This is a genomic window from Actinomyces sp. S4-C9, assembly GCF_000758775.1.
GTDB lineage: Bacteria > Actinomycetota > Actinomycetes > Actinomycetales > Actinomycetaceae > Gleimia > Gleimia europaea.
Genome location: NZ_JRMU01000001.1, coordinates 1 through 19,217 on the forward strand (window position 1 = coordinate 1; position 19,217 = coordinate 19,217).

Below are 19,217 nucleotides of genomic sequence, written 5' to 3' on the forward strand. Positions count from 1 at the left end.
AAACGTGCCCGAGAAGGGACTTGAACCCCCACGTCGCTAGGACACCAGAACCTAAATCTGGCGCGTCTACCAATTCCGCCACTCGGGCAACAGGAAAAAGCATACCAGGCGTGAGGCCAGACTCGTCAAATCAAGCCAACGTGATCTACACCCCGCAGCTTGCTCTTCCCACCGCGTCGTTCAAAGCGCGGCATTTCAGCCGCGCGAAGTCCGCGTTAACCCGCTGCCACAGCGGGTCTATCCAGGCGCTGCGTTCCATCAATAATCGACTGCGCAAGCACCCGATTACCGCGATAGAGCACCAGCGTCTGTCCCGGCGCAATACCGCGCACAGACTCCGCGAGCGTCACCCGCAACTCGTCTTCGAAACGCTCCAACCTCTGAACTGGAGCAGGCCTGCCATGCGCGCGCATCTGCGCGTAAAGACACTCGTCATTATCCGTACCGAGGGGCTGCGCTTGAGTTGTGCGCACGTCACCCTCATCGTCGCTAGCATCCCACGTCAAATCGGTAGTGATAACAACGTCTACACTTAGCAACTCAGACGGGCCCACCACTACCTGATTCACGTTCGGACGCGTTCCCAAAACGTAACGAGGACGTCCATCCACAGCCGGCCGATCAATACCAAGCCCCTTACGCTGGCCAACCGTGTACTCAAAGTAGCCACGGTGCTCACCGAGCACATTCCCGTCCGTATCCACAATCTCGCCCGTAGATTCACCAAGGCGACGGCGCAAAAATCCCTGCGTATCACCATCGGGAATGAAACAAATATCAAACGAGTCCGGCTTATTAGACACTCCCAGGCCGCGTGCCTGCGCTTCCGCCCTCACTGCCACCTTGGAAGGCATCTCCCCCAAGGGAAAGATGACGCGCGAGATCTCTTCTTCTCCCATCACTGCAAGAACGTAAGACTGATCCTTTGACACGTCCCGAGCCCGCAACAATTCATAGTGATCACCGCGCTTCTCCGCACGCGCATAGTGACCCGTCACAACCGCGTCGTAACCCCGCTCGCGGGCGCGGACCGTGAGCTCACGGAACTTCACAAACTCGTTGCAACGCACGCACGGGTTAGGTGTGCGGCCAATGCGGTATTGCTCTACGAAATCTGAAATCACGTTCTCTTCAAACTCGTCGGCCAGGTCCCAAACCTCGAACGGGATCCCCAGCAACTCGCACGTCCTTGCCGCATCCGCACGATCTTGCGGGTTAGCGCAACCACGCGAGCCAGCGCAGCTATCCCCCTCGGTTTTCAAAGCCATATGCACGCCGGTGACGTCATAGCCCGCTTCTACCGCACGCGCGGCAGCAACAGCCGAATCAACACCGCCAGAAAGCGCTGCAATAACCTTCATACGCGCCTACAAACCCTTCTGCCTCAGCGCAGCAAGCGCCTCGGGCACAACCTCATTAATGTCACCCACAACACCGAAATCGGCAATCTCGAAAATCGGAGCATCCGGATCATCACAGACCGCCACGATATGACGGGATGCCTGGATACCGCACGCGTGGTGCACCGCACCGGAAACACCAAGGCCGATGTACAAGTTAGGAGCAACGCTCACGCCTGTTTGACCAATCTGCGTGGAGCGATCGATCCACCCTTCATCCGCCGCCACGCGGGTGGAACCCACCGCCGCGTCAAGTGCATCCGCAAGCTCATTCACCAGCGAGAAATCACCGTCTGTGCCGCGACCGCCACAAACCACAATCGGGGCCTCTGTCAAAGACACGCGTCCCTGGCCGCCCTCTTCAATCGAATCCACGACCTTAACGCCAACAGCAGGCTGTGAGTACGCGACCTTGATAGGAACAATTTCAGGTTCAGTGGCAGTGCCAACTTCCTGGGCCTCCACCGCGGACGGGCGCAAACCGATAACAGGAGTGCCTCGCGTAACCTTGAACTTCGTAGACCACGTGCCGGCCAGGACGCTCTTTTGCGCCTCAATCTGACCATCCACAATGCCGCAAGATGTCACGTCTACAACCGCGCCCGATCCCAAGCGAACCGCTAGAGCTGCCGCTACTTCCCGGCCGCGATAATTCGAAACGTTGAGCACCGCAGCGTACTGGGCCTCCTGGCGCGCCACCTCAAACGCTGCATCCGTCACAACTGCTGCTACGCGCGGCGAAAAGCCCTCCAAATCAGGGGTAAAGACGCGCGCCACGCCATACTTACCAAGCTCGGACAGCTGCGGAGCAGGATTGAGCGCAATCGCGTCAATACGACCAGAAGTGAGCGAACCCGCCAACGTAAGCAACTGCTTAGACGGTTCCGTCAGTACAAAACCCTCATCGATGTTCCCCGTATGATCCGTGATCACCAGGATCGGAGCTGAAATCTTCTCCACTACTTCAACACCTTCTCAATGTACTCAGCCAGCTTTAGGCCGCCACCTACGCCAGACACAACCTCGCCGGCCGCGCGCTCTGACTGTTCACTAGCCTCCAGCACCATCGTGCCCGCACCCTGCTTGCCGATCACCATCGCATCCGGATCAGCTACATCCTCAATATCATCAAGCGACCACACGTCCAGCGGCTTCTTCCGCGCCGCGCGCATGTCCTTGAAATTCGGGAAACGCGGCTCATTTACCTGGTCCGTCACCGAAACCACAGCGGGCAAAGCACAGCGCAACGTGTCCGTGAAACCATCCGCGTGGCGAACAGCCTGCACGGCCCCTTCTTCAATCGAAAGCTCAGACGCAAGCGAAATATAGGGCCAACCTAAACCAGCAGCCACAGCCGCTGGAACCATCGACGTCATACCGTCCAAGCTAGCCATACCCGTAATAAAGAGGTCAATCGGTTCCTCCTGTGCGAGCTTGCGGGCTACAGCCGCAAGAACCTGCGCAGTACCAATCGCATCAGAACCAGCCAAACGGTCATCAGTTACAACAATCGCGCGATCCGCACCTTTTTGTAGTGCGAGCATCGCCGAATCCTCGGCATCCTCTGGTCCCATAGTCACAGCAATGACCTCGCCACCAAGCTCTTCTACAGCAGCTACGGCCGCCTCGATCGCATTTTCATCAAGCTCATTTAGAGTGTCATCCTCGCCACGAACCAGACGCCCATTTTCAATTCGGCGCTCAGACATGACATCGGGAACATGCTTAATACTGACCAAAACTCTCATACCCAATACAGTGCCACAATTTTCCCTACGTTGCCGTATCCAAAATGCACTTGTGACCAACCTTAAGGGCATGCAAACACTACAAAAGAGCAGGTTTATCCGCGAGCGGGTATCATCTTTGCGGTATATGAAATAGGTGGCAACTAAGCTAAGAGCCACTCACAAGGAGACGTTGGATCACAATGGCGCAGCAACAAACGCACGCAGCCCGAGAAAACTGTGGGCGCAGGGGCGACCTCACCCCCTCAACTCAGCACCCCACCAACCTCGGAGCCACGCCCGTGGCTGGCGGCGTCGATTTCGCCGTAGCCGCTCCCGATGCGAAGAACGTTGAGCTATGCATTTTTGCTGACGCCTCCCGCCACAGCAAAGAAACCCGCTACGACATGACGCCCCACGAAGGTGGCATCTGGTCCGCGCACCTACCGGGCGCCGGCGTTGGCACTGTGTACGGATACCGCGTTGACGGCAAGTGGGATCCGGAAAGCGGCTCTACTTTCAACCCCAACAAGCTTTTGTTGGACCCATACGGCAAAGGCATCGAAGGCGAGGTTGTGCGCAGCCCCGCCATCCATGCGCACGAGGTAGATGACAACATGCTTCCGTCCTCTACTCCCTTCAAGCAGTCGAAAACCGACTCGGCTGCCTACATGGCGCGCTCTATAGTGGTGCAAACCAACGAATTTGCGGTATCTGCAAAACCGCGCACACCGTGGAATGAATCCGTCATCTACGAGCTACACGTCAAAGGCTTCACGAAGCAAATGCAGGCCGTCCCCGCCGAACTTCGCGGCACCTACGCCGGCCTTGCCCACCCCGCTGCCATTGCGCACCTCAAAGCGCTCGGTGTCACCGCAGTTGAACTACTTCCCATCCATGCCTCCTGGAACGAGCCGTTCCTCCAAGGCAAGGGGCTTTCCAACTATTGGGGATACAACACTCTCTCCTATTTTTCCCCCGAACCTAGCTATGCCACCAAGCAAGCGCGCCAGCTTGGCGCCCAAGCCGTACTAGATGAAGTGCGCGGCATGGTCTCAATCCTGCATGAACACGGCATCGAAGTGCTCCTGGACGTGGTCTACAACCACACCTGCGAGGGCGGGCTTCCCGGCCAGATGATCTCCTGGCGCGGGTTCGGCCAACAACTGTACTACCGCCACACCAACCAACGCCCCGCGCAGATGATTGATGACACGGGCTGTGGCAACACCGTGAACTTCGACGAATCCATCGTCATCCAACACACCCTCGACTCCCTGCGCTACTGGTCCGAAGAAGTAGGAGTTGACGGGTTCCGCTTCGACCTTGCTCCAACGCTCGGCAGGCACGCACACGGATTTGCATCCAACCACCCGTTCTTCATGGCCCTTGCAGCTGACCCCGTCCTCAATAAGCAAAAGATTATTGCCGAACCGTGGGACATTGGCCCGGGAGGCTGGCAAACCGGCAACTTCCCCCTACCCTGGTCCGAATGGAACGACCGCTACCGCGACACCATCCGCTCATTCTGGCTAGCCGACTTTGCAAACCTCGAAGCCGGCCGCCAAAGCCAAGGCCCCAACGAGCTTGCAACCCGCATCTCCGGTTCGGCCGACCTGTTTGGCGAAACGCTCGGCAGGCTGCGCCCCGTTCGCTCCTCCGTAAACTTCATTACCGCGCACGACGGTTTCACCCTGGCTGACCTCACCGCATACAACCACAAGAACAACTTCGACAACCTCGAAGGCAACATGGACGGCACGTCCCAAAACCTCTCGTGGAACCACGGGGTTGAAGGCCACATGAACCGCATTCCGCGTCCCTCTGACGTGGAACAAGACACTCCCCTGGGCATGCTGGATTCCGTGTTCTACGCCCGCGAGCGCTCCATGCGTAACCTCATGGCTACGCTCCTTATTTCGGCCGGCACCCCCATGATCACGGCCGGAGACGAGATTGGGCGCACCCAGCAGGGCAACAACAACGCCTACTGCCAGGACAACGCCATCTCGTGGGTCAACTGGGACATGGATTCTTGGCAGCACGACCTCTTTGAATCAGTGCGTTACCTGATTGCCCTGCGCGCTAATCATCCGGTTATGCGACCAAACTCGTTTGCCTCCGGGGGCACGAGGTGCGGCGACGAAATCGCCGACCTGTCTTGGTACACGGCTAATGATCGCAAGTTCAAGCCGGAAGACTGGCATAAGGTTAAGCACCGCACTTTGCAAATGTTGCGCTCAGGCGCGCCCTGTAACGATTCTGACATGCTCGTGGTTTTCAATGCGACGCTGAACTCAAAAACGGTCATGCTTGCCAAGGGCCGGGGACACAACTACCGTCTTGTTTTTGATTCGTCTTGGACCAACCCGAGCGAGGGCGGGGTTATTACCGCTTCTGACCACAGTGGCTGCGATATTGCAAAGCCCGGGTCCATGGTGCACATAGAGCCGCAATCCCTGCAGATTTATCTGTCCGAGTAGTGCGATAGGATGAGGCGCGTGAGCAACAAAGCTGAAGAAACCTTAAGTAAGAGTACAGATTCCGCTTCTTTGGCCCGCGCTGTGGAGCGTTCCGCCGAACTCAACAAAGAGATCGACAAGGACCCAAGCCGATTCCGCATGCTAACCGGTGACCGTCCAACCGGCCACCTGCACCTCGGCCACTACTTTGGGACCATTAAGAACCGCATTGAGCAGCAGCAGCGCGGCATTGAAACCTGGCAGCTAATTGCTGACTACCAGGTGATTACCGACCGCGACGGCGTTGGCCCGCTACGCGAACGCGTGCTGTCGTTACTTACCGACTACATTGCAGCTGGAATGGACCCCGAGCGCGCAACTATCTTCACGCACTCCGCTGTACCTGCCCTGAACCAGCTGATGCTCCCATTCCTATCTTTAGTTACCGAGTCCGAACTACACCGCAACCCCACCGTCAAAGCTGAGCTTGACGCAACGGACGGGCGGGCAATGTCAGGGCTCCTCCTCACCTACCCGGTTCACCAGGCAGCTGACATTCTCTTCTGCCGCGCAAACATCGTTCCCGTTGGGCAAGACCAGTTGCCCCACCTCGAACAAGCGCGCGTCATTGCGAACCGCTTTGACCGCCGCTACGGCCGCGCAGACAAGAACAAGCCCGTCTTTAGGCGTCCCGAAGCTCTACTGTCCAATGCTTCGCACGTCCTCGGCCTCGACGGCGAAAAGATGTCCAAGTCTCGCGGCAACACCATTGAGCTACGAATGAGTGCCGACGAAACCGCAAAACGTCTCAAGAAGGCAAAAACGGACGCCGATCGTGTCATCACCTATGACCCGGAAAACCGGCCCGAAGTTTCCAACCTTCTGCTGATGGCATCCATGGCCTGCGGAGAAAGTCCCGAAGCCATTGCCGATCAGATCGGAGACGGCGGTGGTGGCGCCCTCAAGGCCCGCGTAACCGAAGACCTCAATACCATGCTCGCCCCCATCAGGGCGCGTCGCGCTGAGCTTTCTGAAAACGAGGACTACCTGCTTGAAGTCCTGCGAAAAGGCAACGAACGTGCAAACGAAGTTGCAAACGAGACACTAAGTGACGTCCTAACCGCTATGAATATGAAGTACTACTAAAACAATTCACAAAGCCTTCGACGAGTCTAAGGAGCCGGACCGATGTCAGTAGCCAAAGCGAAGAACACCACTTCGACCATGAAGACTCCAGTTCCCCCTCGAGCGCGGATAACGCGCATCCCTGCAACCGAGGTGTTCCCGGTAATCGAACAGGGACTTTGGCCGGCAAAAGCAACGGAAGGTGAATCCTTCCCCGTGCGCGCAACCGTGTTCCGTGAAGGACACGACGCGCTCGGTGTAGAAGCCGTTCTGATAGACCCGGAAGGCAACGAGCACATGCGTGCCTACATGCATGACATCGCTCCGGGCCTTGACCGCTATGAGGCGTGGCTCATGCCTGACCGCCCCGGCGCGTGGCAGTTCCGCATCGACACCTGGTCCGACCCATACACCTCCTGGGCACATGACGCCGCCATCAAAGTAGCGGCCGACACGGACGTTGAGCTCATGCTTGAAGAAGGCGCCCGCCTTATGGAACGCGCCGCCGACGGACGCCCCCGCCCCAAGGGCAGTCGCAAACAAAAAGGACCGGACAAGGCCGGCAAAGCAGTGCTACTAGAGGCAGCCGAGTTACTACGCGACGAAAGCGCCTCGCCCCAAACACGGCTATCCGCAGGCCTATCGTCGAGAGTGCGTAACGTGTTCCGCTACTTCCCACTGCGGGAGCTGTGGACGCGCACACGCACCTACCCGTTGAAGGTAGACCGCAAGGCCGCGCTGTTTTCCTCCTGGTATGAGATCTTCCCTCGCTCCTACGGCGCACACCGCGACGAGAATGGCGACTGGGTGTCCGGCACGCTAGCAGGAGCAGCCCAGCAGATTCCCCGCATTGCGAACATGGGCTTCAGCGTAATCTACCTGACCCCTATCCACCCCATCGGCACCACCTTTAGGAAGGGACGCAACAACACCCTCGAAGCCGGTCCGATGGACCCGGGATCGCCATACGGAATTGGTGCTCCAGAAGGCGGACATGATGCCATCCATCCCGACCTTGGCACGTTTGAAGACTTCGACAAATTTGTTGCCAAAGCGCGCGAACACGGTATGGAGGTAGCGCTTGACCTTGCTCTGCAATGCTCGCCTGACCACCCGTGGGTTAAGGAACACCCCGAATGGTTTAGCGAACGTGCAGATGGCTCTATTGCCTACGCGGAAAACCCGCCCAAGAAGTACCAGGACATTTACCCACTGAACTTCGACAACGATCCAGAAGGTATCTACCGGGCGGTTCGCGACGTTGTTCAAAAGTGGATCGACCACGGAGTAACCCTGTTCCGCGTAGACAACCCCCACACCAAGCCACTGAGCTTCTGGCAACGTTTCCTAGCCGAATTTAACGAAAAGCACCCCGAGGTGATCTTCCTTGCCGAAGCCTTCACGCGGCCTGCCATGATGCGCACGCTTGGAGCCCTCGGCTACCACCAGTCCTACACATACTTCACTTGGAGAACCACCAAGAAGGAGTTGCTGGAATACTTTGAAGAGGTTTCCAAGGACACCGCCCACGTGATGCGCCCGAACTTCTGGCCCACCACGCACGACATTCTCACCCCGCAGATGACCACCGGAGGCGCCGCAATCTTCGCCCTACGCGCAGTTCTTGCAGCCACAGCATCCCCCTCGTGGGGCATCTACTCCGGATACGAGTTCTTAGAGAACGTGCAGCGGCCCGGGTTTGAAGAGCAAATCGACAACGAGAAGTACGAATACCGCCCCCGCGACTGGGAAGATGCAAACAAGTACGGCATCGAAAACCTACTCACTTTGCTAAACACCGCACGAGGCCGCCACCCGGCCCTCCAGCAGTTGCACCGCATCCAGGTGCATGAGACCTCGGATGACCGGCTGCTGTGCTTCTCAAAGCACGTGCCCGCAAAGTTCAGCCCCAACGGTGAAGAAGACACCGTCATCGTTGTTGTAAACCTCGATCCGCACAACGCGGTTGAAGGTTCTGTCGACATCGACCTGTCAAAACTCGGTGCCACTATCAACTACGGGCCGAACGGCCCCGTGCTGAATGTTGTAGACGAGCTCGATGGCGTTGAATACCAGTGGGGCGAGCACAACTACGTTCGCCTTGAGCCATCAATCCGTACCGCACACGTCCTCGCAGTGCGCCCTGCGAGCAACTAAACACCGCGGGGGCGCGGCGTTCCGCGCCCCCGTCGCATAAAGACTTCTTAAGGACAACCATGACCCTATCGCCGCGAGACAGTGCCCCAACCGGTGCTATCCCCTTGATTCCTCGGGGTGGCGACGATGCCACCACGCGTGAAGTTCCCGAAGAACGCGTGGTAGCCACGTTGCCTACGCCAGCCGAAGATCCGCAGTGGTACCGCACCGCCGTGTTTTACGAAGTGCTCACCCACTCATTCTTTGACTCCAACAACGACGGAACGGGCGACTTCAAGGGTCTCACGGAAAAGCTCGATTATCTGGCGTGGCTGGGCATCGACGCGATCTGGATTCCCCCGTTCTACCCGTCCCCCATGGGCGACGGCGGATACGATATCTCGGATTACACCAACGTGGATCCTCGCTACGGCACGATGGATGACTTCCGCACGCTTATGGAGGAGGCTCACAAGCGCCGCATCCGCGTGGTAATCGACATGGTCATGAACCACACTTCCTCCGCCCATCCCTGGTTCCAAGCATCGCGGCAGGATCCAGCCGGTCCGTACGGAGACTTCTACGTATGGCGAGACCGCCCCGCCGAGTACCTGGACGCGCGCATCATCTTCATCGACACCGAAGATTCCAACTGGACTTACGACGAAGTTCGCGGCCAGTATTTCTGGCACCGCTTCTTCAGCCATCAGCCCGACCTCAACTTCGAGAACCCGGCCGTGCGCGAAGCTATCAAGAACATAATCCGCTTTTGGGCTGACACGGGCGTGGATGGATTCCGCCTAGACGCCATCCCCTACCTCTACGAGGAAGACGGCACCAACTGCGAGAACCTGCCGCGCACCCACGACTTCATTGCCGAACTACGCGACATGGTCGACGAGGAATACCCCGGCACCCTTCTGATTGCAGAAGCAAACCAGCCCCCACACGAAGTGGTTGCATACTTCGGATCCGATTCCAGGCCCGAATGCCACGTATGCTTCCACTTCCCAATCATGCCCAAGATCTTCGCAGCGCTACGCGAAGAAACCTCCAAGGGAGTGCGCGAAGCTTTTGCCGCAACCCCGCCCCTTCCCAAGGGCGGACAGTGGGGTACTTTCTTGCGTAATCATGACGAGCTCACCCTCGAAATGGTCACCGACGAGGAGCGCCAAGCCATGTACGGCTGGTACGCACCCGAACCGCGCATGCGGGCCAACGTGGGTATCCGACGCCGCCTCGCCCCACTATTGCGCGGCTCCAGACGCGAAGTTGAACTGGCGCATGCCATGCTCCTTTCATTCCCCGGCTCCCCGTTCCTCTACTACGGTGACGAGATCGGAATGGGAGACAACATTTGGCTCAAAGACCGCGATGGCGTGCGCACCCCCATGCAGTGGGATTCCACTCCTGGAGCAGGCTACTCTAAGGGCGACCCCGACACGTTCTACCTGCCCCTCATCGAAGACGGACCGTACGCACCGGCCGCTGTCAACGTGGCAGAACACCGATCCCGGCCCACCTCAATGCTCAACTGGCTACGCGGCATGTTGGAAGTACGCAAACGCTACCCCGTGTTCGGCATCGGATCGCTCACGCTACTGTCCACGTCAGACGACGCCGTCCTCGCCTATCTGCGTCGCGACGAACGTCAAACCGTGCTGTGCGTAAACAACCTGTCTACCACTTCTCGCTCAGCCACCATCCAACTACCCGGCATGGGCGGCTGGCACCTGTATGACACCGCCTCTGGCAATCGATTCCCTGACGTTCGCGAAGACGAAACTATCGACATCACGCTTGGACGCCACGGCTTCTACTGGCTCGAAGCCACATTCCTAAACGAAGAAGACGAAGAGGAGTAACCATGGGCGCTTCATGGCCAGCAGACGTAAACCTACTAGACCAAATCGACACCTGGCTGTACAAACAACGCTGGTTCCCCGGAAGCACCGGCGAATCGGTTCGCCTGGTTGCCAACGTTGACCTCTCAAGCTACTCAGCTGACCCAGCCTGCGGTGAAAGCGAGGACGCGCTCGAGCCGGTCTGGATCTCCATCATTCAAGTGGGCGAAACCTTCATTTCCATACCGCTTGCATACACCGAGACCAAACCCGACTTCGGCCTTATTACCGAACTTCAAGGCGCCTACCTGATCGACGGAGCGTACTCCCCCGCATTCCTTAGGGCATGGCTACGCAAAGCTCACGAAAACGGCACGCTCAGCCCCATCGAGCCGCAACGCGCCGACGAAGCGCTAGCAAGTCTGGTCGAAGAAGCCGCAAGAGCGTTTGTACTGACCGGAGAGCAATCCAACACCTCCGTGCGCTTTGGTGGCCCATTTGCCTGCGTGTTGAAACTGCTTCGCGTACTTCACCCAGGTCTCCATCCCGAAGTGGAAGTCACGCTAGAACTTGCGAAACTGGGCTGGACGCATGTGCCAAAGCCCATCGCCTACCTCGAAGAAGAGTTCCAGTTGGAGGGACTGCGCGGCAACGTTGTACTTGGTTTCGCCGGATCGCTGGTTAACAACGGCCGCGATGGCTTTGAACTCTTCGTTGAAATCGCAGGCAAGAACGAGGATCCCGCACCGCTTGCCCGCGACCTCGGGACTGTAACCGCGGGCCTACACGAACACATGGCAAAAGCCTTCGGCGAGTTTGCACCCGCACAAGCTGAGCAGCTCAAGGACCGCCTGCGCGTCAACCTGGCTGCGGCCGCAGCTGAAGTTCCAAGGCTCCGCGAAAGTGACCTCATTGAACCCCTCGAAGCCAAAATCGAAGGCATCGGGAATATCGAAGATTTGCCGCCCATGATTCGCATTCACGGCGATTACCACCTAGGCCAAACCCTCCTGGGTGAGGACGGGTGGGTAATCCTTGATTTCGAAGGCGAACCACTACGTCCACTGGAAGAACGCCGCGAACCTGACTTCGCACTGCGCGACGTTGCCGGCATGCTCAGGTCTTTTGACTACGCCGCTGCCAAGGGAGGCGCAAACCAGGCCTGGCTACATGCAGCGCGCGAAGCCTTCATCGACGGCTACACCGGTGGCGGAGGCCTTGGCAAAACTGAGAGCGAGCTCAGCGCCGTTCTCGAAATCGAAAAAGCGGCCTACGAAGCCGTCTACGAATACCGGATGCGGCCCGACTGGATCTGGATTCCTGAAAAGGCGCTTACTCGACTTGCAAAATAAGACACTCTCATAAGCGCAAAAACTGGGCTCATACATGGAAGAATTGCAACTATGAACGCGACACCATACCCCGTAGATTCAGCAACCCTTTCAGCTGTTGCTAACGCAACCCATCATTCACCTCACTCGGTGCTCGGTGGCCACATCCACGACGGTGCGGTAACCATCCGCACGGTCAGGCACCTGGCAGATTCCGTCACCATTGTCACCAAAACTGGTGAGTATAAAGCCACCCACGAGCAAGACGGCATCTGGACAGCAGTTCTGCCCTACGAAACCGTTCCCGACTACCGCCTGCGCGTCACCTACGGGGATCAAATCGTTGACTCCGACGACCCCTACCGCTTCTTACCCACTATCGGCGAAATGGACCTCTATCTCATCGGAGAAGGGCGCCACGAGAACCTCTGGGAAGCCCTGGGCGCACACGTTCGCACCTTCGATAGCGAACTGGGTGAAGTACACGGAGTGTCGTTCACCGTCTGGGCTCCCAACGCTCGCGCGGTCCGTGTAGTTGGTGACTTCAACTACTGGGACGGCACCGGTAGCGCCATGCGCACTCTGGGTGCCTCGGGTGTGTGGGAGCTGTTCGTTCCGGGCGTTGAGGTTGGTGCCCGCTACAAGTTCGAAATCTGCGGGCCGGACGGCAACTGGATGCAAAAAGCGGATCCCATGGCTCGCGCCACCGAGATTCCGCCCGCAACCGCCTCTGTTGTTACCGACAAGTTCCACGAGTGGTCCGACCACGAGTGGATGGAAACTAGGGCCGCCAAAGACCCGCACACCAGCCCCATGTCCGTCTACGAGGTACACATTGGATCATGGCGCCAAGGACTGGGATACCGTACCCTGGCCGACGAACTGGTCCCCTACCTCAAGCGCATGGGATACACGCACGTTGAGTTCATGCCCGTCGCAGAACACCCATTCGGTGGTTCATGGGGCTACCAGGTGACGTCCTACTACGCGCCGACCTCTCGGTTTGGCACGCCGGATGACTTCCGCTACCTGGTAGACAAGCTGCACCAGGCCGGCATCGGCGTCATCCTCGACTGGGTGCCCGCCCACTTCCCCAAGGACAGCTGGGCACTTGCCAGGTTTGACGGCACCGCCCTGTACGAGGACCCGGACCCAATGCGCGGCGAACATCCAGACTGGGGCACGCTTGTGTTTAACTTTGGACGCCGCGAGGTGCGCAACTTCCTGGTGGCCAACGCCTTGTACTGGCTCGAAGAGTTCCACATCGACGGCCTGCGCGTCGATGCCGTGGCGTCCATGCTCTACCTCGATTACTCGCGAAACGACGGCGAATGGCGTCCCAACCAGTACGGTGGCCGCGAGCACCTCGAAGCCATCGAGTTCATTCAAGAAGCCAACGCCACCGCCTACCGGCGCAACCCCGGCATTGTTATGATCGCCGAAGAATCCACGGCATGGCCCGGCGTTACCGCCCCCACCTCCGGTGGCGGCCTAGGCTTTGGCCTCAAATGGAACATGGGTTGGATGAACGACACCCTGCGCTACATGCAGGAAGACCCGGTAAACCGACGCTGGCACCACGGTGAGCTCACGTTCTCCCTCGTATACGCATTCTCTGAGAACTACGTCCTGCCGCTCTCACACGACGAAGTTGTGCACGGCAAAGGCTCCCTCATTTCGAAGATGCCCGGCGACAAGTGGCGCCGCCTCGCCGGCCTGCGCTCGCTACTGGCCTACCAGTGGTCACACCCGGGCAAGCAGCTACTGTTCATGGGCCAAGACTTCGGTCAAGAATCCGAATGGTCCGAAGCGTACTCGCTTGACTGGTGGCTTATGGATGACCCCGGCCACCGCGGCGTAAACCGCCTTGTTGCCAGCTTGAACAACATCTACAAGAACTCCCCTGCCCTGTGGGATGACAACTACACGGGATACGAGTGGATTGAAGCCGGCGACGCCGACCACAACGTCATCTCCTTCATCCGCAAGGGCAAGGACGAGGCAGGCGACACCGACATTTTGGTATGCATCTCCAACTTCGCTGGTAACCCTCACGAGGGCTACCGTGTAGGCCTGCCGTTCTTAGGCAAGTGGGAAGAAGTTCTCAATACCGACGCTGAAATCTTTGGCGGTTCCGGTGTTTGCAACATGGGCCCGATCATTGCCGAGGATGTTCCCTGGAACGGGCGCCCTGCCTCTGTTGAGCTACGCGTGCCGCCACTAGGCGCTGTTTGGCTCCGTCCAGTACGCGACTAAACGCAAAACAATAAAGTGGCGGTGGGATCGTTTTGAACCGATCCCACCGCCACTTTTGTTCTTAGCGGCCCTGCCGTTAGAACAGCAAGCTTGAAAGACGCGCGCGAGCCGCCTTCACCCGCGGGTCAACCCCCAAAACCGTGAACATCTCAAGCAAACGCTCACGAGCGGCCTCGAACGCCGCATCATCACTGCCCTTCGAGCGGGCAATGATATCGAGCAACGTATCAAATGCGGCCTCTACATTGCCCTCAACAAACGCCGCATCCACAAGTGAAAGCTCCGAGCCGTCAGAATCTTCACGCACGCGCTTCGCCAGTTGCAAACGCGCAATGGACTCCTTAGCCACCTGGTCTTTAGGCGCCTGGGCCAAAACCTTTGCCCATCGCTCGATAGCGCCTTCCAAGTCACCCGCATCCTCAGCGGCCAACACAGCCTCATGCAACGGATTCGTTTTTGGACCAGCCGGGACGTCAACCATGCGCCCCGTCAAACCAGCGTTGACAGCAACTTTGAGCAGCTCATTGAACACGGCAACTATCTGGTCCTTCGGCTGCGCTCCCTGGAACAGTGGCACCGGACGGCCACCAATCAAAGCAACAACCGTAGGGATGGACTGCACCCCGAACATTTGCGACAGCTGCTGGTTGGCCTCCGTATCGATCTTCGCAAGCACCACGCGACCATCGAGTTCGCGGATCACGTCCTCCAAAATCGGAGTTAGCTGTTTACACGGCTGACACCAATCGGCCCAAAAGTCGATCACAACAGGCAGAGTCTGTGACAGCTCAACAAGCTCTTGCAAACCCGCCTCGTCCACGTCACGAATAATCGGACCCGTAAGGCCTGTCTCAGAAGGAGCCTGCGTAGCCGCAGCCGATGCAGAATTTGCGCTCACGCCCTCCAATGAAACGGCACCAAAGGTATCAGCAGGCAAAGACTCGCCAGACATCACAAACCTCTTTCAATCGCCAAACTACTCAACGACGCGATACGAACCGAGAATGCGCTCCGCGCCAATCGCATGAATCAACTCGCTGGAACCCTTGGGAGGCACAATCAGCGCAACTGAAGCCAGGTACGTGACCTCCACGGGCTTGTCATGAACCTCGGGATCTTCCATCAGATCCGCAATGGCGCCGCCAAGCTTGATCTTCGCATTCTCTTTAGCGCGCTCATACGTGACCGTGAACGAAATATTCCCCGCCACAAGCGCCGAACCGTCAACCAAAGCAACCGCTGTTAGCGGCTTTTCTGCAGGAGTTGCAGCAATCGTTACCTTACCGTTCTCGCCCAATGAATCGTTCAGCTTCAGCTGATCCTTATACGCCTTGGTGAAATCATCATCAGCAAACAGGTCAGGCTGATTCGCCTTATCGTCAAGCCGCGCCGTCCACTCGGTCAGAGCCTCCTGTGGAGACAACACAAAACTATCCGCATCAGCAGCCACCACTGGGGACCCCTCGGAAACCGCAATAGTTTGTAGCGATTCACCCGGGAACATACGCACCCAACTGGTCAGCTTGTAATCATCACGGGCGTTTTCCTGCGTGATGAAGCCAATCTGTGGCAACTCACCTTCGGTCGTCTTTGTGGGCGCAATAATGGCGCGCGGCCAAGTATGCGACTGAGTCACCGTGGCTGCCGTCTCATCAAGATCAAGACTCGCAACCGCCTCTTCACGCGCCTTCGCAAGCCTATACATCGCTGCCCGCATAGCGAGAGCCGGATCCTTCACCCGCGGCCCAAGCAGGCTTTCATCCAGGGCCTCGTCCCCTGCGGCCAACGCGGACTCAACCTCGGAAATCAGCGTCGTAACCTGCACTTCGTCCAGGTTCGGTTGCTCTGATTCATTGGTATTCGCCTCTGTTGAAGGAAGCTGGGGAACCTCGCTTGAACACGCGGCCAGCCCCGTGGTGGACAACGCCAAAATCAGTAGCGCTGAAGGTATCGTTTTCCTCATTCGTCCTCCCCCTTCTTATCCGATTCTGCATCGTCTGACCGCGGAATAACCGGGATGAGGCCCGTAGCGAAGCTCTGGCCGCCCATTGATACTTCGGCCTCGCCGCGAGCGCGTGCCTCACGAATTGCGCGCCTGGACGGGAGCACGTGCGTCTTTCCGCCGATGGTGGTGGTGATCTCTGTGCGCTCCTCAGCTACAGGGCGTGCCTGACGCTCAAGCAGCGAAACTCGCCGCTGGTGGTCTTCCTCTGCCTTCACACTGTTTTGAGCAGACGGTTTGGAGTTCTCCTCGCTCTTCTCGCTATCACGCGCGGATTTCGACGCCGCGTCCTTGCTGAAGGAGGACTTCAAATCACTGAACTTATGCAAAGCGCGCTGTCTGCGCTCGCGAGCTTCTTCAGTGCGCGCATGCTCCTTGCGAGTGCGTTGAAGCGCCAGGAATGGCACGAGGCCAAGCAGTAGCAAGATTAAGCCGATAACCGTAAGAGCGATGATCCACGCGCTAGAAGCATCACGCTGCCAAGTCAAAGAAATCTTCGGCGCCGGATCCACTCCATTTGTGGCCGCTAAAATGACCAATCCGGAACCATCCATCGTAATATCCCACGACAGCGAATCCTTGCCGGTTTTCACATCCAGCCACATATCCGACTGCGCCAGAGCCTTATCAAACTCGTCAGCAGCGAACTCGTCTGCATTAACCTCGGGCATATCCCCATCGTGCTTGGTGCTATTAATGACCTGCCACGATGACAAGCCAGTGAGCTGCGTATTAGGAAGCTCGCCAATCCACGCCTGCGCATCAGCATCACGGCTGAGCGCCAACACGATCGGCTGGCCGGGCGCCTCCGCATGTACCGTTACCTTGGTGTCAACCAGCCCAAGCAGGCCAGAAACCGTGGTCTCATACGGCGTTTCTGGACGCTCCGCCTGTGCGGTGACCGTCGAATCAGGACGCAATACCGTCGCAAACAGCAGACCGGCAATCACCATAATTAGGCCGAGTGCCGAAAGCGCAATCGGGATACCCTGCCTCTTAGTAGGTGTGTTCACCACTAATCCTCCGCGAAAATGGATGTACTTACCATCCAGATTAGGGGCAATCGCGGCCACAGACCATTTAGATCGTAAAGTAGCGACCAAAACCACGAATTATAAGCTCTTTGCCCTACCCTGCCGTTCACACTGAGCGCCACGTTTGTTTTACACTAGTAACAGTGTGATTTTTTGGGGCACTTTTATTTCGAGGAGATTTCGTGAGCGAAGAGCAAACAGATTTTCCAGTTGTCATGCGAGGCTACGACCGCATCCAGGTTGATGAACAACTGCAGACTCTCATGACCGCGCTATCCGAGGCGCGCAGGCGAACAGAAGTTGCGGAGAACCGGGCCAAGAGCCTCGAAAGTGACCTGGAAGAATCACGTAGCCGGTTGGAGGAGCAAGAACGCGCCTCTTTCTCCGGCATTGGCGCACGTGTTGAACAGCTGCTGCGCTCCGCTGAAGAGCAAGCAATGGCTGTCACCACTAAGGCGCAAGCAGAATCCGACGCCCTCATGGAACGCACCCGCACAGAAACCCAGCGGCTTGCCTCGAGGGCAGAAGCAGAGGCCGAAGCCCTTCTATCCGAAGCACGCCGCGAAGCCGCCGAACGCGCCTCCCGCGCCCAAACCGAAGCGGAAACCCTCCTCACCAACGCACAACACCGTGCCGACGAAATGGTTGCGTCCGCACAGCGCGACTCGGCTGCGCTGCGCTCCGAAACTAACACCTACGTAAACGACGCACGCGCAAGCGTTGAACGCGAAGTTGAAGTATTGCGGGCCCGCGCACAAAAAGACACGGTTGAGATGCGCGTTGCCTCTGAACAAGAAGCCGCTCAAATGCGTGCCGACGCCGGTGCGGATGCCCAAGCAGTACGTGAAAATGCTAACGCGGAAGCCAAGCAGACCCTCGAATCTGCACGAACCGCTGCTGAATCCTCCCTTGCCGCTGCTCGCGACGAATCCGACAAGATCACGCGAGAGGCACGCGCCATCCTCGAAGACGCGAAAGCCAAAGCTAACGTTGCACGCCAAGAAGCCGAACAGGAAATCGCCGACCAGCGCGCCAGTGCACGCGAAGCCGATGCTGCCGCGCACGAGCAAGCACGCGAAGAAACCACCGCGATGGTTACCGCCGCACGCACCCAAGTCAGCGAGGCTGAAAAGCACCTGGCAGAAACTCTGCAGCGTGCGGAACGTCTGCTTACCGACACCGATGCCGTTGTTCGCAGGCGTCAAGAGGATGCTCGCCGTAGCGCCGAAGCGATCATTGCTGCTGCCGAAGCCGAAGCCGACCAGCTCCGCGAAACCGCGCGTCAAGAAGCTCTTAGCGAGCGAGCGGCCGCCCAGCGTACAGTTGAAAAGCTAACTCGCCAGCGTGAATCCGTTGCCGCATACCTTGACGAAATGCGCGGCCTTCTTAGTTCCTCCGCCGCGCGCAGCATTGCCGGGCTGGCTGAATCAGAAGAAGGCACGGACACTGCCTCCCCCGCCCTCTTCGACGATCCGGAGAAGAAGTAGACAAACCGGCGGCAAGCCGATAACAATAACGCACTACATTGGGTTGGTGCCCGGCACTTCCGCGCCGGGCACCAACCCAATTTTGACTCTAGTAAAAGTTTGATACCCCACTATCCCAGCAGTGTGGATGCCAATGACGGCGCGCATCAACCCCGACTTCAAGGCCGAACGCGCCCTCCTCACGCCACGCAACCACGTGGGGCGACCCAACAGTGATAGCCCGATGGCAGCCGGGGCACGTGTATTCCTTCGATGCTCGAGACAGGCGCTGGACACTAAAAGTGCCCGAACTGCGCTCCACCTGGCGTGGCATTGACGCCAGCCTATCCATATTTAACGGACGATGCGGTTGATTGTACGGACGTTTACCGCTGCGACGAGCCATAGAACCTCCCCCAAAAGTAAAGCGCCCC

General features: G+C 58.1%; 14 protein-coding genes and 1 tRNA gene. 7 read left to right on the forward strand and 8 right to left on the reverse strand.

What is annotated here, in order from left to right; genetic code table 11:
- Nucleotides 1–5 precede the first annotated feature (5 nt).
- The 4 genes from HMPREF1628_RS00005 to HMPREF1628_RS00020 all read right to left on the reverse strand — a co-directional run bounded on the left by HMPREF1628_RS00005 (nucleotide 6) and on the right by HMPREF1628_RS00020 (nucleotide 3,148).
- Nucleotides 6–88, reverse strand: a tRNA-Leu gene (locus tag HMPREF1628_RS00005).
- Nucleotides 89–215: 127 nt separating this feature from the next.
- Nucleotides 216–1,361 carry a tRNA 2-thiouridine(34) synthase MnmA gene (mnmA, locus tag HMPREF1628_RS00010; RefSeq protein WP_034506198.1) on the reverse strand — a complete coding sequence of 382 codons (1,146 nt, stop codon included), beginning with the start codon at nucleotides 1,359–1,361 and terminating at the stop codon, nucleotides 216–218.
- 6 nt (nucleotides 1,362–1,367) lie between these two features.
- Nucleotides 1,368–2,360 carry an electron transfer flavoprotein subunit alpha/FixB family protein gene (locus HMPREF1628_RS00015; RefSeq protein WP_034506200.1) on the reverse strand — a complete coding sequence of 331 codons (993 nt, stop codon included), beginning with the start codon at nucleotides 2,358–2,360 and terminating at the stop codon, nucleotides 1,368–1,370.
- A complete protein-coding gene (locus HMPREF1628_RS00020; RefSeq protein WP_034506202.1) occupies nucleotides 2,360–3,148 on the reverse strand; it encodes an electron transfer flavoprotein subunit beta/FixA family protein in 789 nt (262 codons plus the stop codon). The genes HMPREF1628_RS00015 and HMPREF1628_RS00020 overlap by 1 nt, the downstream gene beginning before the upstream one ends.
- A gap of 182 nt (nucleotides 3,149–3,330) precedes the next feature.
- Between HMPREF1628_RS00020 and glgX the strand changes: the two genes are divergently transcribed.
- The 6 genes from glgX (at nucleotide 3,331) to glgB (ending at nucleotide 14,281) form a co-directional block, all read left to right on the forward strand.
- Entirely contained in the window at nucleotides 3,331–5,610 is a 2,280-nt protein-coding gene (gene glgX / locus HMPREF1628_RS00025) for a glycogen debranching protein GlgX (RefSeq protein WP_034506205.1), read from the forward strand.
- A gap of 9 nt (nucleotides 5,611–5,619) precedes the next feature.
- Nucleotides 5,620–6,735, forward strand: coding sequence for a tryptophan--tRNA ligase (trpS, locus tag HMPREF1628_RS00030; protein ID WP_034506208.1), 1,116 nt, complete (start codon nucleotides 5,620–5,622; stop codon nucleotides 6,733–6,735).
- 78 nt (nucleotides 6,736–6,813) lie between these two features.
- The gene (locus HMPREF1628_RS00035) at nucleotides 6,814–8,871 is read left to right on the forward strand and encodes an alpha-1,4-glucan--maltose-1-phosphate maltosyltransferase (RefSeq protein ID WP_034506658.1); all 2,058 of its coding nucleotides are present in this window, start codon (nucleotides 6,814–6,816) and stop codon (nucleotides 8,869–8,871) included.
- 59 nt (nucleotides 8,872–8,930) lie between these two features.
- The gene (gene treS / locus HMPREF1628_RS00040) at nucleotides 8,931–10,715 is read left to right on the forward strand and encodes a maltose alpha-D-glucosyltransferase (RefSeq protein ID WP_034506211.1); all 1,785 of its coding nucleotides are present in this window, start codon (nucleotides 8,931–8,933) and stop codon (nucleotides 10,713–10,715) included.
- Nucleotides 10,716–10,717: 2 nt separating this feature from the next.
- Nucleotides 10,718–12,046, forward strand: coding sequence for a phosphotransferase (locus HMPREF1628_RS00045; protein ID WP_052038710.1), 1,329 nt, complete (start codon nucleotides 10,718–10,720; stop codon nucleotides 12,044–12,046).
- A 51-nt stretch (nucleotides 12,047–12,097) separates the two neighbouring features.
- The gene (glgB, locus tag HMPREF1628_RS00050; RefSeq protein WP_034506214.1) at nucleotides 12,098–14,281 is read left to right on the forward strand and encodes a 1,4-alpha-glucan branching protein GlgB; all 2,184 of its coding nucleotides are present in this window, start codon (nucleotides 12,098–12,100) and stop codon (nucleotides 14,279–14,281) included.
- 76 nt (nucleotides 14,282–14,357) lie between these two features.
- Here the strand turns inward: glgB and HMPREF1628_RS00055 are convergent, their stop codons facing one another.
- The 3 genes from HMPREF1628_RS00055 to HMPREF1628_RS00065 all read right to left on the reverse strand — a co-directional run bounded on the left by HMPREF1628_RS00055 (nucleotide 14,358) and on the right by HMPREF1628_RS00065 (nucleotide 17,296).
- Entirely contained in the window at nucleotides 14,358–15,179 is an 822-nt protein-coding gene (locus tag HMPREF1628_RS00055) for a tetratricopeptide repeat protein (RefSeq protein ID WP_198030369.1), read from the reverse strand.
- 78 nt (nucleotides 15,180–15,257) lie between these two features.
- Entirely contained in the window at nucleotides 15,258–16,244 is a 987-nt protein-coding gene (locus HMPREF1628_RS08545) for a hypothetical protein (protein ID WP_052038711.1), read from the reverse strand.
- On the reverse strand, nucleotides 16,241–17,296 hold the full coding sequence (locus tag HMPREF1628_RS00065; RefSeq protein WP_156956787.1) for a hypothetical protein: 1,056 nt from the start codon (nucleotides 17,294–17,296) through the stop codon (nucleotides 16,241–16,243). Before HMPREF1628_RS00065 ends, HMPREF1628_RS08545 begins: the two co-directional genes overlap by 4 nt.
- Nucleotides 17,297–17,499: 203 nt before the next feature.
- On the opposite strand from HMPREF1628_RS00065, the gene HMPREF1628_RS00070 reads away from it, so the two are divergent.
- Nucleotides 17,500–18,804 (forward strand): cellulose-binding protein, encoded by a 1,305-nt coding sequence (locus HMPREF1628_RS00070; protein ID WP_034506223.1) that lies wholly within the window; start codon nucleotides 17,500–17,502, stop codon nucleotides 18,802–18,804.
- 88 nt (nucleotides 18,805–18,892) lie between these two features.
- Here the strand turns inward: HMPREF1628_RS00070 and HMPREF1628_RS08785 are convergent, their stop codons facing one another.
- Nucleotides 18,893–19,189: an ATP/GTP-binding protein gene (locus tag HMPREF1628_RS08785; RefSeq protein WP_083309464.1), complete on the reverse strand. Its 297-nt coding sequence runs from the start codon at nucleotides 19,187–19,189 to the stop codon at nucleotides 18,893–18,895.
- Nucleotides 19,190–19,217 lie beyond the last annotated feature (28 nt).

Coding starts and splice junctions, on each gene's coding strand:
- mnmA (WP_034506198.1), bottom strand. CDS start 1,361: ATGAAGGTTATTGCAGCGCTTTCTGGCGGTGTTGATTCGGCTGTTGCT.
- HMPREF1628_RS00020 (WP_034506202.1), bottom strand. CDS start 3,148: ATGAGAGTTTTGGTCAGTATTAAGCATGTTCCCGATGTCATGTCTGAG.
- glgX (WP_034506205.1), top strand. CDS start 3,331: ATGGCGCAGCAACAAACGCACGCAGCCCGAGAAAACTGTGGGCGCAGG.
- trpS (WP_034506208.1), top strand. CDS start 5,620: ATGAGGCGCGTGAGCAACAAAGCTGAAGAAACCTTAAGTAAGAGTACA.
- HMPREF1628_RS00035 (WP_034506658.1), top strand. CDS start 6,814: ATGAAGACTCCAGTTCCCCCTCGAGCGCGGATAACGCGCATCCCTGCA.
- treS (WP_034506211.1), top strand. CDS start 8,931: ATGACCCTATCGCCGCGAGACAGTGCCCCAACCGGTGCTATCCCCTTG.
- HMPREF1628_RS00045 (WP_052038710.1), top strand. CDS start 10,718: ATGGGCGCTTCATGGCCAGCAGACGTAAACCTACTAGACCAAATCGAC.
- glgB (WP_034506214.1), top strand. CDS start 12,098: ATGAACGCGACACCATACCCCGTAGATTCAGCAACCCTTTCAGCTGTT.
- HMPREF1628_RS08545 (WP_052038711.1), bottom strand. CDS start 16,244: ATGAGGAAAACGATACCTTCAGCGCTACTGATTTTGGCGTTGTCCACC.
- HMPREF1628_RS08785 (WP_083309464.1), bottom strand. CDS start 19,189: ATGGCTCGTCGCAGCGGTAAACGTCCGTACAATCAACCGCATCGTCCG.